Annotated in this window: 11 protein-coding genes; 10 read left to right on the top strand and 1 reads right to left on the bottom strand. The window is 62.9% G+C overall.

Annotation, left to right across the window (positions count from 1 at the left end; translation table 11 throughout):
• The first annotated feature begins 12 nt into the window (after positions 1-12).
• The 6 genes from clsB to CDV46_RS16210 all read left to right on the top strand — a co-directional run bounded on the left by clsB (position 13) and on the right by CDV46_RS16210 (position 8,338).
• Positions 13-1,170, top strand: coding sequence for a cardiolipin synthase ClsB (clsB, locus tag CDV46_RS16235; protein ID WP_087723625.1), 1,158 nt, complete (start codon positions 13-15; stop codon positions 1,168-1,170).
• A 174-nt stretch (positions 1,171-1,344) separates the two neighbouring features.
• Entirely contained in the window at positions 1,345-1,938 is a 594-nt protein-coding gene (locus tag CDV46_RS16230; RefSeq protein ID WP_058377421.1) for a TetR/AcrR family transcriptional regulator, read from the top strand.
• Positions 1,939-1,977: 39 nt separating this feature from the next.
• Positions 1,978-3,765: an acyl-CoA dehydrogenase C-terminal domain-containing protein gene (locus CDV46_RS16225; RefSeq protein WP_087689341.1), complete on the top strand. Its 1,788-nt coding sequence runs from the start codon at positions 1,978-1,980 to the stop codon at positions 3,763-3,765.
• Between the two features lie 17 nt (positions 3,766-3,782).
• Positions 3,783-6,227 carry a 3-hydroxyacyl-CoA dehydrogenase/enoyl-CoA hydratase family protein gene (locus tag CDV46_RS16220; protein WP_087723623.1) on the top strand — a complete coding sequence of 815 codons (2,445 nt, stop codon included), beginning with the start codon at positions 3,783-3,785 and terminating at the stop codon, positions 6,225-6,227.
• Positions 6,228-6,244: 17 nt separating this feature from the next.
• Positions 6,245-7,444 carry an acetyl-CoA C-acyltransferase gene (locus CDV46_RS16215; RefSeq protein WP_058377423.1) on the top strand — a complete coding sequence of 400 codons (1,200 nt, stop codon included), beginning with the start codon at positions 6,245-6,247 and terminating at the stop codon, positions 7,442-7,444.
• Positions 7,445-7,570: 126 nt separating this feature from the next.
• Positions 7,571-8,338: an enoyl-CoA hydratase gene (locus CDV46_RS16210; protein WP_087689335.1), complete on the top strand. Its 768-nt coding sequence runs from the start codon at positions 7,571-7,573 to the stop codon at positions 8,336-8,338.
• Between the two features lie 120 nt (positions 8,339-8,458).
• On the opposite strand, the gene CDV46_RS16205 is transcribed toward CDV46_RS16210, so the two are convergent.
• A complete protein-coding gene (locus tag CDV46_RS16205) occupies positions 8,459-8,878 on the bottom strand; it encodes an acyl-CoA thioesterase (protein ID WP_058377425.1) in 420 nt (139 codons plus the stop codon).
• Between the two features lie 207 nt (positions 8,879-9,085).
• Here CDV46_RS16205 and CDV46_RS16200 point away from each other — a divergent pair, with 207 nt between their 5' ends.
• The 4 genes from CDV46_RS16200 (at position 9,086) to CDV46_RS16185 (ending at position 14,567) form a co-directional block, all read left to right on the top strand.
• A complete protein-coding gene (locus CDV46_RS16200; protein ID WP_087689332.1) occupies positions 9,086-11,008 on the top strand; it encodes an ABCB family ABC transporter ATP-binding protein/permease in 1,923 nt (640 codons plus the stop codon).
• Positions 11,009-11,102: 94 nt separating this feature from the next.
• Positions 11,103-12,059, top strand: a complete 957-nt coding sequence (locus CDV46_RS16195) for a LysR family transcriptional regulator (RefSeq protein ID WP_058377427.1) — start codon at positions 11,103-11,105, stop codon at positions 12,057-12,059.
• 144 nt (positions 12,060-12,203) lie between these two features.
• Entirely contained in the window at positions 12,204-13,493 is a 1,290-nt protein-coding gene (locus CDV46_RS16190) for a Glu/Leu/Phe/Val family dehydrogenase (RefSeq protein ID WP_058377428.1), read from the top strand.
• A 165-nt stretch (positions 13,494-13,658) separates the two neighbouring features.
• On the top strand, positions 13,659-14,567 hold the full coding sequence (locus CDV46_RS16185) for a glutamate/aspartate ABC transporter substrate-binding protein (protein WP_087689329.1): 909 nt from the start codon (positions 13,659-13,661) through the stop codon (positions 14,565-14,567).
• Positions 14,568-14,601 lie beyond the last annotated feature (34 nt).

Raw genomic sequence — 14,601 nt, 5'->3', positions numbered from 1 at the left:
CCCGGCGCGCCGATGAGCAAGTACCTGCCGTTTTCCCACGATAACGACCTGACGCTGCTCTACCTCGGCGAGGCGTACTTCACGGCGCTGATCGCCGCCATCGACGCCGCCCGGCGCGAAGTGGTGATCGAGACCTACATCTTCGAAGCCGACGGCGCCGGACAGAACATTTCCGCCGCGCTGCAACGCGCCGCCCAGCGTGGCGTCTCCGTACGCGTGATCACCGATGGCATCGGCACCAGCCGTCGCCTGCCACTGGTCGAGGATTGGCGGGAGTGCGGTGTCATGCATCGCGTCTACAACCCGCATCTGTTCGGAAAATTCGGTTTTTCACGCACGCATCGCAAGCTCGCCGTCGTCGACCATGAGGTCGCGTTTGTCGGCGGCATCAACGTCATCGACGACTACAACGCGGGCGGCGGCGTGCGCATGAGCGACCCGCGCTGGGATTTCGCGGTGCAATGCCGTGGCCCGATCGTCGCGGAAATTGCCATCGCGTTTCATATCCAGTGGCTGCGTCTCGCGCCGGGCTATCTCGGCACACCCTTCCGGCACCGTCGCCGCGGCCAGCGCGGGCGCTTGCATTCGTCGGTCGCCGGGCAGGCCGCATTCGTCGCACGCGACAACCTGCACAATCGCCGCTCGGTGGAGAAGGCCTACCTGATGGCATTGGGACGGGCCCGCCACGAGGTCTGGCTCGCCAACCCGTACTTCGTGCCGGGACGCCGTCTGCGCCGCGCGCTGACGCAGGCCGCACGCCGTGGCGTGGCCGTGCATCTGCTCATCGGGCGCAAGGAATTCCGTCTGCTCGATATGGCGGTGCCGTGGCTTTACGCCAAGATGCTCGACGCGGGCGTGCGCATCGGCGAATACGACATGCGCCAGTTGCACGGCAAGGTCGCGGTGATCGACGACGTCTGGGCCACGGTCGGCTCGTCCAATCTCGACGCCCTGTCTCTCTTTCTCAATCACGAAGCCAACGTCGTCGTACTCGACGACCCGGTTGTCATCGAACTGCGTGACCATATCCGCAAAGCGTTCGCCGAAGCGCGCCTGATCGACGCCGCCCAATACGGCGGCCGCTCGTTATGGCGGCGGTTTCGCCAGTGGGCGGCCTACCGGCTGTACCGGCTGGCGATGAAAGCCATCACCCGCGGCAAGTACGACTGACACCCGCCAGACGGCCGGTTGGCCGGGGTTTTCACGCCCGCCGCCACGTGTTTCGATTAGGTATTCCGATCTAATAAATTCCTTGTTCGCCCATGGGCGTCCCCCAATAATAGGACGGCCGTTCGATTTTATGGTTAGCATCGGAGAACGGATAACCAAAGCGATGCCATACACATGCGAAAGGGTGAACAGACACGCAACGCGATCCTCAATGCCGCGCTAGAACTGGCGGGGCGTGACGGACTCGAAGGCCTGACGATCGGCTTACTGGCTGATCGCATGCAGATGAGCAAGAGCGGGGTTTTCGCGCATTTCGGTTCGCGTGAAGACTTGCAGATCGAAGTGCTGCGCGAATATCACCGGCGCTTCGAAGAAGAAGTGTTTGCCCCCAGCATGGATGTGCCGCGCGGCTTGCCGCGACTGCGCGCTCTGGTCGATCGCTGGATGGACAAACGGATTCGCGAAGTCACGACGGGCTGCATCTATATCAGCGGTGCCGTCGAGTACGACGATCGCGCGGCCAGTCCGGTGCGCGAAGCCTTGGTGAAGAGTGTGCGGTTGTGGCGATCGGCCCTGCTGCGCGCGATCACGCAAGCGAAGGAGGAGGGGCATCTGCGCTCGGACACCGATCCGCGCCTGATGCTCTTTGAAATGTACAGCCTGACGCTCGGCCTGCATCACGACGCGCGCTTCCTGCGGGAACCGGGTGCCGTAGAGATGACCCGGGTGGCACTGGAAAAACTGATTTCGTCTTATCAGCGCGGGTGAGGCGCGAGCCGTCCGCGATTCGTTTCGGAGGAGAAGGTCATGGGACAGTACAACGCGCCGCTGCGCGACATGCAATTCGTCATGCACGAACTGCTGGGCGTGGAAAACGAATTGAAAGCATTGCCGAAGCATGCGGACGTCGATGCCGACACCATCAATCAGGTGCTCGAAGAAGCCGGCAAGTTCTGTAGCGAAGTGGTCTTCCCGCTGAATCAAGTGGGCGATCGCGAAGGCTGCAAATACGAAGGCGATGGCGTGGTCACCACGCCGACGGGCTTCAAAGAGGCTTATCAGAAATACGTCGAAGCCGGTTGGGCCTCGCTGGGCTGCGATCCGGAATTCGGCGGTCAGGGCCTGCCGCAAGTCATCAACAACGCGCTGTACGAGATGCTGAACTCGGCCAATCAGGCGTGGACGATGTACCCGGGCCTGTCGCATGGCGCCTACGAATGCCTGCACGCGCACGGCACCCCCGAACAACAAGCCACCTATCTGCCGAAGATCGTCTCGGGCGAATGGACCGGCACGATGTGCCTGACCGAACCGCATTGCGGCACCGATCTGGGCATGCTTCGCACGAAGGCCGAGCCGAACGGCGACAACTCGTACGCCATCTCGGGCACCAAGATCTTCATCTCGGCTGGCGAGCACGACATGGCCGCCAACATCATCCACCTTGTGCTGGCACGTCTGCCGGATGCGCCCCCGGGCACCAAGGGCATTTCGCTGTTCGTCGTGCCGAAGTTCATCCCCGACGCCAACGGCGCACCGGGCGAGCGCAACGGTATCAAGTGCGGTTCGATCGAACACAAGATGGGCATTCACGGCAATGCCACTTGCGTGATGAACCTCGACGGCGCGAAGGGCTGGCTCGTCGGCGAACCGAACAAGGGCCTGAACGCCATGTTCGTGATGATGAATGCCGCACGCCAGGGCGTGGGCATGCAGGGTCTGGGCCTGACCGAAGTCGCTTATCAGAACTCGCTGGTGTACGCGAAGGAACGCATCCAGATGCGCTCGCTCACCGGCCCGAAGGCACCGGACAAGCCTGCCGATCCGATCATCGTCCACCCGGACGTGCGCCGCATGCTGCTCACGCAAAAGGCTTACGTCGAAGGCGGCCGTGCGTTCTCGTACTGGACGGCACTGCACATCGACAAGGAACTCTCGCACGGCGACGAAGCCGAGCGTAAAGAGGCTGCCGATCTGGTCGCGCTGCTCACGCCGATCATCAAGGCCTTCCTGACCGACAACGCGTTCGAGTGCACGAACCACGCGATGCAGATCTACGGCGGTCACGGCTACATCGCCGAGTGGGGCATGGAGCAATACGTGCGCGATGCGCGTATCAACATGATCTACGAAGGCACGAACACGATTCAGGCACTCGACCTGTTGGGCCGCAAGGTGCTGGGGGACATGGGCGCCAAGCTCAAGAAGTTCGGCAAGCTCGTGCAGGACTTCGTCGAAGCCGAAGGCGTGCGCGAAGACATGCAGGAGTTCGTCAACCCGCTCGCGGACATCGGCGACAAGGTCCAGAAGCTGACGATGGAAATCGGCATGAAGGCGATGGCCAACCCCGACGAAGTCGGCGCGGCGGCTGTGCCGTACCAACGCGTGGTCGGCCATCTCGTGTTCGCCTACTTCTGGGCGCGCATGGCAAAGATTGCCCTCGACAAGCAAGGCAGCGGCGACAAGTTCTACGAGTCGAAGCTCGCTACGGCGCGTTTCTACTTCGCCAAGCTGCTGCCTGAGACCGCGTATCACATCCGCGTGGCACGTGCCGGCGCGAAGACGCAAATGGAAGTCGACGTCGACCTGTTCTGAGAGCGGAGGAGATCACCGTGAGTCAAACCAACAAACCCCTGGTCGTTCGCAAGGTAGCCGTGCTCGGCGCCGGCGTGATGGGCGCGCAGATTGCCGCTCATCTGGTCAATGCGAAAGTGCCTGTCGTGCTGTTCGATCTGCCGGCGAAAGAAGGCCCGAAGAACGGCATCGTGTTGCGCGCCATCGACGGCCTGAAGAAGCTGAGCCCCGCGCCGTTCGCCGATAAGGCCGACGCGCAATACATCGAAGCCGCCAACTACGAAGACGACCTCGAAAAGCTGGCCGGTTGCGACGTCGTGATCGAAGCGATCGCCGAGCGCATGGACTGGAAGCACGACCTGTACAAGAAGGTCGCCCCGCATCTGGCCAAGCACGCGATCTTCGCGTCGAACACGTCGGGCCTGTCAATCACCGAACTCTCGGAAGGTTTCGACGCGGAACTGAAGGCACGCTTTTGCGGCGTGCACTTCTTCAACCCGCCGCGCTACATGCATCTGGTTGAACTGATCCCGACCGCCACCACGGCGCCGGCGATTCTCGACCAGCTCGAAACGTTCCTCACCTCCACGCTCGGCAAGGGCGTGGTGCGCGCGAAGGACACGCCGAACTTCATCGCCAACCGTGTGGGCGTCTTCTCGATTCTGGCGGTGTTCGCCGAAGCGCAGAAGTACGGTATCCCGTTCGATGTTGTCGACGACCTGACCGGCAGCAAGCTGGGACGCGCCAAGTCGGCCACGTTCCGCACCGCCGATGTGGTCGGTCTGGACACGATGGCGCACGTCATCAAGACGATGCAGGACGGCCTCAAGGACGATCCGTTCGCACCGACCTACGCCACGCCGCCCGTGCTGAAAGCACTGGTAGAAAAGGGCGCACTGGGCCAGAAGTCGGGCGCGGGCTTCTACAAGAAGGAAGGCAAGGTCATCAAGGTGCTCGACCCGCAATCGGGCGAGTACGTCGAGTCGGGCAAGAAGGCCGACGAGATGGTCGTGCGCATTCTGAAGAAGGCACCGGCCGAGCGCCTGCGCCTGCTGCGCGAATCGACCAACCCGCAGGCGCAGTTCCTGTGGGCCGTGTTCCGCGACGTGTTCCATTACATCGGCATGTATCTCGATCAGATCGCCGACAACGCGCGTGAAGTCGATTTCGCCATTCGCTGGGGCTTCGGCTGGACCACCGGTCCGTTCGAAGACTGGCAAGCCGCCGGCTGGAAGGACGTGGCCCAGTGGGTCAAGGAAGACATCGACGCGGGCAAGGCCCTGTCGAACGCGCCGCTGCCCGCTTGGGTAACGAGCGGCAAGGTCGCCGAAGCCGGTGGCGTTCACTCGGCCGAAGGCTCGTACGCCCCTGCCAAGGACGCCTTTGTGCCGCGCAGCACGCTGCCGGTGTACCAGCGTCAGGTGTTCCCGGCGGCGCTCGTCGGCGAAGCCGGCAACGACCCGCGCAAGTTCGGCAAGACGATCGAAGAGAACGACGCCGTGCGTCTGTGGGTCGACGAGACCCCGGGTCAGGACGACGTGCTCATCGTCTCGTTCAAGTCGAAGATGAACACGATCGGACCGGCCGTCATCGACGGTCTGGTGCGCGCCATCGATCTGGCCGAAGAACAATATCGCGGCGTGGTCGTGTGGCAACCGACGTCGCTCAAGCTCGGCGCGCCGGGTGGCCCGTTCTCCGCAGGTGCCGATCTGGAAGCCGCCATGCCGGCCTTCATGATGGGCGGCGCGAAGGGTATCGAGCCGTTCATCAAGAAATTCCAGGACGGCATGATGCGTGTGAAGTACGCGCAGGTGCCGGTCGTCTCCGCCGTCTCGGGCATCGCCCTCGGCGGTGGCTGCGAACTGCTGCTGCATAGCGCCAAGCGCGTGGCGGCACTGGAGAGCTACATCGGTCTGGTGGAAGTCGGCGTAGGCCTCGTGCCGGCCGGCGGCGGTCTGAAGGAAGCTGCGATTCGTGCGGCAGAAGCAGCCACCGCAGCAGGCAGCGTCCAGTATCTGCAATTCGTCACCAAGTCGTTCACCAACGCCGCCATGGCGAAGGTCTCGGCCTCGGCCATCGATGCGCGCGACATGGGCTACCTGAAGCCGTCGGACACCATCGTCTACAACGTTCACGAGCTGCTGTCGGTTGCCCGTAACGAAGCCCGCGCGTTGTCGCTGGCCGGTTACCGCCCGCCGCTCAAACCGGCCGGTATTCCGGTGGCAGGCCGCTCGGGTGTGTCGACGATCAAGGCGCAACTGGTCAACATGCGCGACGGCAACTTCATCTCGGCGCACGACTTCCTGATCGCCTCGCGTATCGCGGAAGCGGTGTGCGGCGGTGACGTCGAAGCCGGTAGTCTGGTGAACGAAGAATGGCTGCTGGCGCTCGAGCGTCGCGCCTTCATCGAAATGCTGGGCACGTCGAAGTCCCAGGAACGCATCATGGGCATGCTGCAAACCGGCAAGCCGGTGCGCAACTAAGCCGATCGGAGACTGACATGAGCAAACAACTGCAAGACGCCTACATCGTTGCCGCCACGCGCGCCCCGATCGGCAAGGCACCGAAGGGCAGCTACAAGAACACCCGTCCGGACGACCTGCTCGCGACGATTCTCAAGAGCGCGCTCGCTCAGGTGCCCGATCTCGATCCGAAAGTGATCGAAGATGCGATCATCGGTTGCGCCATCCCCGAAGCCCAGCAGGGCCTGAACGTGGCGCGTATCGGTGCGCTGCTCTCGGGCCTGCCGAACACGGTGGGCGGCGTGACGGTCAACCGTTTCTGCGCCTCGGGCCTGACGGCCCTCGCGATGGCGGCCGACCGCATTCGTGTGGGTGAAGCCGACGCGATGTTCGCCGGCGGCATCGAAAGCATGAGCATGGTGCCGATGATGGGCAACACGCCGTCGCTCTCGCCGTCGATCTTCGAGCGCGACGAGAACGTGGGCATCGCCTACGGCATGGGTCTGACCGCCGAGAAGGTGGCGCAGCAGTGGAAGGTCTCGCGCGAAGCGCAGGATGCCTTCGCACTGGCTTCGCACCAGAAGGCCATCGCTGCGCAGCAACGCGGTGAGTTCACGAACGAAATCACGCCGATCGAGATCGTTGAACGTTTCCCGAATCTCGCCACCGGTGAAGTGTCGATCAAGACGCGTACGCTGTCGCTCGACGAAGGCCCGCGCCCGGATACGACGATCGAAGGCCTTGCCAAGCTGCGTCCGGTGTTCGCCAACAAGGGCTCGGTCACGGCCGGTAACAGCTCGCAGACCTCGGACGGCGCCGGTGCGCTGCTCGTCGTGAGCGAGAAGATCCTCAAGCAATTCAACCTCACGCCGCTCGCGCGTTTCGTGTCGTTCGCCGTGCGCGGCGTGCCGCCCGAAATCATGGGCATCGGCCCCAAGGAAGCCATTCCGGCGGCGCTGCGTGCCGCAGGCCTCAAGCAGTCGGACATGGACTGGATCGAGTTGAACGAAGCGTTCGCCGCACAGGCGCTCGCCGTGATTCAGGATCTGGATCTCGACACCAGCCGCGTCAATCCGATGGGCGGTGCCATTGCGCTGGGCCACCCGCTGGGTGCCACCGGTGCGGTGCGTGCGGCTACGGTCGTGCATGCCCTGCGTCGTCACAACCTGAAGTACGGGATGGTGTCGATGTGCGTGGGCACGGGCATGGGCGCAGCGGGGATCATCGAGCGCATGTAAGGACGGGGACCGGACAGGCAAGTGACCGGTCATCAGGCGCCGGGGTGTGGATCGCGTAGTGCGCGTATCTGCCCCCGGCGTTTCTCATAAGACGAACGCGACATTCAGGATCAGGAGACAGTCGAGATGGACGACGTATTGGTGCAACGCCAAGGCGCGGTACAGGTGCTGACCTTCAACCGTGCACACAAGAAAAACGCGATCACCGCCGAGATGTATCAGGCGCTTGCCGATGGGCTGGCCGAGGCGGATGCCGATCCTGCCATTCGCGTGATCCTGATTCAGGGGCAGCCGGAGGCATTCTCCGCCGGCAACGATCTCGAAGACTTCCTGAAGCACCCGCCGAAGGACGACGACGCGCCCGTGTTCCAGTTTTTGCGCCAGATCAGTCAGGCGACCAAGCCGATCGTGGCTGCGGTGGCGGGCAACGCCGTGGGTGTCGGCACGACGATGCTGCTGCACTGCGATGTGGTGTACGCCGCCGAGACGGCGCGCTTCTCGCTGCCGTTCTCGCAGTTGGCGCTGGTGCCGGAAGCCGCGTCGAGCTGGCTGTTGCCGCGCGTGGCGGGCTATCACCGCGCTGCCGAGAAGCTGCTGTTCGGTGAGCCGTTCGACGTGAATGAAGCCGTGGCGATGGGGTTTGTGAACCGGATCGTGCCGGCGGCTGAACTGGCGGAGTTCGCGGCGAAGCGCGCCGCGCAACTGGCCGCCATGCCGGCGGGCTCGCTGCGGGTGACCAAGCAACTGATGAAGGGCGACAGCGCGCGCGACGTGCAGGAGCGCATTCGCGACGAGGCGCTGGAGTTTGGCAAGCGGCTGCTGTCGCCCGAAGCGCGCGAGGCGTTCACCGCTTTCTTCGAGAAGCGCAAGCCGGACTTCAGCCAGTTTTCGTAAGACGGAAACCGGGCGCTCCGGCGTAATGTCGCAACGTCGCAATGTCGCGATGATAAAAAGGCTGGCAACCCTCGGGTCGCCAGCCTTTTTTTTACTGCTTTTTGACGACTTCCCCGGCGTTCAGCCCAGCGTTTCGAGCTTGGGCAATTGGCGCGGGCGACGGTCCTCGTCGGTGGCCACGTAGGTGACCATGGCCTCGGTCACCTTCACGATCTCGTGCGACAGGCGCATGCGCTGTGCGTAGGCCTCGACGTAGACGGTAATCGACGTGTTGCCGGTCTTGACGATCTTCGCGTAGAAGCTCAGCAGATCGCCGACGAATACCGGCTGCTTGAACAGGAACGAGTTGACGGCAATCGTTGCCACGCGGCCATTGGCGCGTTGTGCGGCGGGAATCGAGCCGGCGATGTCGACCTGCGACATGATCCAGCCGCCGAACACGTCGCCATGGGCATTGGCGTCGGCGGGCATCGGCATCACGCGCAACGCCAGTTCTTTTTCGTCCGGCAGGGCCGTGAGGGCAGGGGTCGGGGTACTCATGGGGTTCCTTGCGTGAGCCAAAAAGCGGGAAAACTCGGGAATGCGCCGGCAGGCGGGGCATTCGAGGGGGCTCCCCCAAAGGAGAAGCCCGCCCGGCGCTGGCTCAGCATGAGACGCCGGGTTCTGCGAAAATACGCCATTGACGATTTTAGCGGAAAGCCCCCCACCGGACCTGTTGCCCGGGCCGGACCCCGCCCCCACAGCATCATGAGACGTTTTACTCCGGCCGAGCCTGCGCCGGCGGCGGCCAATGCCCCGAACGCAAAGAACCTTCCGAAGAAGCCGCGCAACGACTGGCAGGTGCTCAAGTCGCTGCTGCCATACCTGCTCGAATTCCGCGGGCGGGTAACGCTCGCGTTGTCGTGCCTGATTCTGGCCAAGGTGGCCAACCTCGGTGTGCCGATTCTGATGAAGCACATCGTCGATGCGCTGGGGCCGGTGGCAACGCTTTCTGCCACCGCCCGTGCCACCGCCGACCCGGCGCTGATCGTGGTCGGCGGGCTGGGCATGCTGGTGATCGCCTACGGGGTGGTGCGCCTGTCCACGTCGCTCTTCACCGAACTGCGGGAAATCCTGTTCTCGAAGGTGACGGAAAGCGCCGTGCGGCAAGTGGCGCTCAGGGTGTTCCGCCATCTGCACGCACTCTCGCTGCGCTTCCATCTGGAGCGACAGACCGGGGGCATGAGCCGCGACATCGAGCGAGGCACGCGCGGCATCCAGTCGATGATCTCGTACTCGCTGTACAGCATTCTGCCCACGCTCATCGAAGTGGCGCTGGTACTCGGTTTCTTCGTCGTGCGCTATGACGCGTTCTACGCACTGGTCACGCTCGCGGCGCTCGTGTTCTACATCGCGTTCACGGTGAAAGTGACCGAGTGGCGCACGCACTTCCGCCGCACGATGAACGAGCTCGATTCGAAGGCTAACGCGCGCGCCATCGATTCGCTCATCAACTACGAGACGGTGAAGTACTTCGGCAACGAGGCGTTCGAGACCGAGCGCTATGACGAGAATCTGAAGCGCTATCGGGCGGCGGCCATCCGTTCGCAGAATTCGCTTTCCGTGCTCAACTTCGGGCAGCAGGTGATCATTGCCACCGGGCTGATTCTGATTCTGTGGCACGCCACGCAGGGCGTGATGAGCGGCAGGATGACGCTGGGCGATCTGGTGCTGGTCAACACGTTCATGTTGCAGCTCTATATCCCGCTGAATTTCCTCGGCGTGATCTATCGCGAACTCAAGCAGGCCATGACGGACATGGACCGCATGTTCACGCTGCTCGACGTCAACCGCGAAGTGGCCGACCCGCCCGGCGCACCCGCGCTGATCTGCACCGGCGGCACGGTGAGCTTCGAGCATGTGAATTTCGGCTACGAGACGACGCGCCAGATTCTGCACGACGTGGATTTCACCATCGCCGCAGGCACGACCACTGCGGTCGTGGGCCACAGCGGCTCGGGCAAATCGACGCTGTCGCGTTTGCTGTTCCGCTTCTATGACGTGGGCTTCCCCGGCACCACCGCGGGACGCATCACCATCGACGGGCAGGATATCCGCGACGTCACGCAAGACTCGCTGCGGGCCGCCATCGGCATCGTGCCGCAGGACACGGTGCTGTTCAACGACACGATCTACTACAACATCGCTTACGGGAATCCGTCGGCCTCGCGCGAACAGGTCATTGCTGCGGCGCGCGCGGCACATATTCACGACTTCATCGAGAGCCTGCCGGCGGGCTATGACTCGATGGTCGGCGAGCGCGGGCTGAAGCTCTCGGGCGGTGAAAAGCAACGTGTCGCGATTGCACGCACGATTCTGAAGAATCCGCACATCCTGATCTTCGATGAAGCGACGTCGGCACTCGATTCGCGCTCGGAGCAGGCGATTCAGACGGAATTGCGCAATATCGCCCGGGAACGCACCACGCTTGTGATCGCGCACCGGCTGTCGACGGTCGTGCACGCGGCGCAGATCATCGTGCTCGACAAGGGCCGCATCGTCGAGCGCGGCACCCACGACGAGTTGCTGCATGCCGAAGGGCTGTACGCGCAGATGTGGGCGCTGCAACAACAGCGGCGTGGCGGCGAGGGCGACGCCGAGGCATCGCACTTCGCGACGGTGGTGTCCTGAGCGGCCGACGCCTCACCGTTGGGTGCGGCCCTGTCGCGCGCGCGGGCGATTGAGTAGACTAGCGCGCTGACACCGTCAGCCCCGGGGGCTCCGCATGGAAATCAAATGGCTCGAAGACTTCGTGTCGCTCGCCAAGACGCACAGTTTCAGCCGCTCGGCCGAGTTGCGCCATGTGACGCAGCCCGCCTTTTCGCGCCGCATTCAGGCCCTTGAGGCGTGGCTCGGCAGTGAGCTGATCGACCGGTCGAGCTATCCGACCCGGCTCACCCCTGCGGGTGAAGTCTTCTACGAGCAGGCGCTCGCGTTGCTCTCGCAAGCGCAGGAAGCGCGGGCCTTGCTGCGCGAGCAGCGTTCTGCCGACCATTCGGTGCTCGACTTTGCCGTGCCGCACACGCTGTCGATGACGTTCTTCCCGCGCTGGCTCAAGACGCTGGAAAAGCGGCTCGGCCTGTTGCGCACCCGTCTGCGGGCGCTCAACGTGCACGACGCAGCGATGTCGCTGACCGACGGCGGCTGTGACCTGCTCATGTGCTACTACCATCCCAGCCAGCCGTTGCAGCTCGACGTGGCGCGCTACGAGATGGTCGTGCTCGGCAGTGAGCGCTTCAGTCCCTACAGCGCGCCGACGCCGCAAAAGCGGGCGCGCTTCAAGCTCCCCGGCACGGCGGAAGCGCCGGTGCCTTATCTGGCCTACACGTCGAACGCCTACCTCGGGCGCATGGCCGACCTGCTGGTTGGCGACACGACCAGCCCGCCTCATTTCGACAAGGTCTACGAGACCGACATGGCCGAGGCCCTCAAGGCCATGGTGCTGGCGGGGCACGGCGTGGCGTTTCTGCCGGAAAGCGCCGTGGTCGACTCGGTCGCCCGCGAGGAACTGATCGACCTCGCGCCACCGGGCAAGACTGCCGCGCCGTGGCATCTCGATATGGAAATCCGGCTCTATCGCGACCGTCTGGCCTACGCCGACGCCAGCAACCGCCGCGAGAAGGCCAAGCGCGAAGCCGTCGAGGCGTTCTGGCAGGCCGTGCGCGATCAGGTCAAAGGGTGAGATTTGTAATCTATGCACGAAACGCATAGATGCATGTTTATTCGGCATTGGATTGTTCTTTGCGGCTCTAGGTAAAGTGCCTGCCATTCGTGTCGCAAGCACGGTGTGTGCGTGCGGCGCTGATTGAAGCCGGAGAATCCAGAGATGTCTCAATCGTCACAACACGCCTTGCCTTCCTACCTCCAAGCCGATGATCTCGGCCCCTGGGGCAACTATCTTCAACAGGTCGACCGCGTTACGCCCTATCTGGGCAACCTCTCGCGTTGGGTCGAAACCCTCAAGCGCCCGAAGCGCATCCTGATCGTCGACTGCCCGATCGAACTCGATAACGGCACCATCGCCCACTTCGAGGGCTATCGCGTCCAGCACAACACCTCGCGCGGTCCCGGCAAGGGCGGTGTGCGTTTCCACCAGGACGTCACGCTCTCCGAAGTCATGGCCCTGTCGGCCTGGATGTCGGTCAAGAACGCCGCAGTGAACGTGCCGTACGGCGGCGCCAAGGGCGGTATCCGCGTCGACCCGCGCAAGCTCTCGCGCGGCGAACTCGAACGCCTGACGCGTCGTTACACCAGCGAAATCAACATCATCATCGGGCCGACGAAGGACATTCCGGCACCCGACGTCAACACGAATGAGCAGATCATGGCGTGGATGATGGACACGTACTCGATGAACGAGGGCTCCACGGCCACGGGCGTCGTGACCGGCAAGCCGATCTCGCTGGGTGGCTCGCTGGGCCGTCGCGAAGCGACCGGCCGCGGCGTGTTCGTGGTGAGCTGCGAGTCGGCCCGCCGTCTGGGCATGGACGTGCGCGGTTCGCGCGTGATCGTGCAGGGCTTCGGCAACGTGGGCGGCATTGCGGCCCGCCTGTTCGCGGAAGCCGGCGCGCATGTCATCGGCGTGCAAGATCACACCGGTACGATCTACAAGTCGGATGGCCTCGATGTGCCGAACCTGCTCAAACACGTGGCCGAAACCGGCGGCGTGGGCGGTTTCCCGGCAGCCGAGACCATCAAGGACGATGAATTCTGGTCGCTCGACTGCGAATTCCTGATCCCGGCAGCGCTGGAAAACCAGATCACCGAGAAGAACGCCGACAAGATTCGTGCGAAGGTCGTGGTGGAAGGCGCCAACGGCCCGACCACGACGGCGGCCGACGACATTCTGCGTGCCAAGAACATTCTGGTGGTGCCCGATGTGGTGGCCAACGCCGGGGGTGTTACTGTGTCGTACTTCGAATGGGTGCAGGACTTCTCGAGCTTCTTCTGGACCGAGGAAGAGATCAACCACCGTCTGGAGCGCATCATGCGCGAAGCCTTCGACGGCGTGTGGCACGTGGCGCAGGAACATTCGGTGTCGCTGCGTACGGCGGCATTCATTGTGGCGTGTAGCCGTATCCTGCAAGCGCGCGAGATGCGCGGCCTGTACCCCTGATCTGGCGGTGCTTTTGCTCTAAGTAGTAATACGCACTAATGCGTAAAAAACGAATGTTCGGGGCGAAATGCGTCAAAAAAGACGTACGTTCCGAACATTCGAGAATAAAAAAACAGGCAATTGCAGTGCTAAAATGCATTCGTTTTGTGCCAAGGAGACCAAGGAATGACCCTCTCGAAAATTGCATTGGCGTTGTGTTGTGTGGGCCTGATGGCAGGTGCTGCACAAGCGCAGGAAAGCGGTACGCTCAAGAAGATCAAGGACACCGGCGTGATTTCGCTGGGTAACCGGGAGTCGTCGATCCCGTTCTCGTTCTATGACAACAACCATAATGTCGTTGGTTACGCGAACGATGTCGCGATGGCCATCGTCGATGAAGTCAAGAAAGAACTGAAGCTCACGAAGCTCGACGCGAAGCAGACCCCGATCACGTCGCAGAACCGTATTCCGCTGGTGCAAAACGGCACGATCGATATCGAGTGCGGTTCGACCACCAACAATGCCGAGCGCCAGAAGCAAGCGGCATTCTCGAACACCTTCTTCATCATCGGTACGCGCCTGCTGACCAAGAACAGCTCGGGCGTGAAGGATTTCGACGATCTGAAGGGCAAGAACGTCGTGACCACCGCCGGTACGACCTCTGAGCGTCTGCTGCGTCAGATGAATCAGGACAAGAACATGGGCATGAACATCATCAGCGCGAAGGATCACGGCGAGGCAGCAATCACGCTGCATCAAGGCCGTGCCGTTGCGTTCATGATGGATGACGCCCTGCTCGCCGGTGAGCGCGCCAAGTTCAAGGATGCCAAGGACTACACCATCGTCGGCAAGCCGCAATCGTACGAAGCGTACGGCTGCATGATGCGCAAGGACGATCCGGGCTTCAAGAAGGTGGTGGACACGGCTGTGGCCAACTACCAGAAGTCGGGCAAGGCTTTCACGGACTACAAGAAGTGGTTCCAGTCGCCGATCCCGGCGTTGAACGGCACGAACATGGACTTCCCGCCGTCGGCTGAAATGGCCGCACTGTGGAAGGCGCCGAACGACAGCGCTGACGTGACGCCTGCCAAGTAAGCCTTGTGGCTTATCGCAACGCTGAGCATGATCA

The sequence above is a fragment of the Pandoraea sp. PE-S2T-3 genome, from assembly GCF_002179965.1.
Lineage (GTDB): Bacteria > Pseudomonadota > Gammaproteobacteria > Burkholderiales > Burkholderiaceae > Pandoraea.
Note: the sequence above shows the minus strand (reverse complement) of the source record. Positions and strands in the feature narration are given on the sequence as shown.

Excerpts from the sequence above, each read along its gene's own strand:
- clsB (WP_087723625.1), top strand. The coding sequence starts at position 13 with ATGAGCAAGTACCTGCCGTTTTCCCACGATAACGACCTGACGCTGCTC.
- CDV46_RS16230 (WP_058377421.1), top strand. The coding sequence starts at position 1,345 with ATGCGAAAGGGTGAACAGACACGCAACGCGATCCTCAATGCCGCGCTA.
- CDV46_RS16225 (WP_087689341.1), top strand. The coding sequence starts at position 1,978 with ATGGGACAGTACAACGCGCCGCTGCGCGACATGCAATTCGTCATGCAC.
- CDV46_RS16215 (WP_058377423.1), top strand. The coding sequence starts at position 6,245 with ATGAGCAAACAACTGCAAGACGCCTACATCGTTGCCGCCACGCGCGCC.
- CDV46_RS16210 (WP_087689335.1), top strand. The coding sequence starts at position 7,571 with ATGGACGACGTATTGGTGCAACGCCAAGGCGCGGTACAGGTGCTGACC.
- CDV46_RS16205 (WP_058377425.1), bottom strand. The coding sequence starts at position 8,878 with ATGAGTACCCCGACCCCTGCCCTCACGGCCCTGCCGGACGAAAAAGAA.
- CDV46_RS16200 (WP_087689332.1), top strand. The coding sequence starts at position 9,086 with ATGAGACGTTTTACTCCGGCCGAGCCTGCGCCGGCGGCGGCCAATGCC.
- CDV46_RS16195 (WP_058377427.1), top strand. The coding sequence starts at position 11,103 with ATGGAAATCAAATGGCTCGAAGACTTCGTGTCGCTCGCCAAGACGCAC.
- CDV46_RS16190 (WP_058377428.1), top strand. The coding sequence starts at position 12,204 with ATGTCTCAATCGTCACAACACGCCTTGCCTTCCTACCTCCAAGCCGAT.
- CDV46_RS16185 (WP_087689329.1), top strand. The coding sequence starts at position 13,659 with ATGACCCTCTCGAAAATTGCATTGGCGTTGTGTTGTGTGGGCCTGATG.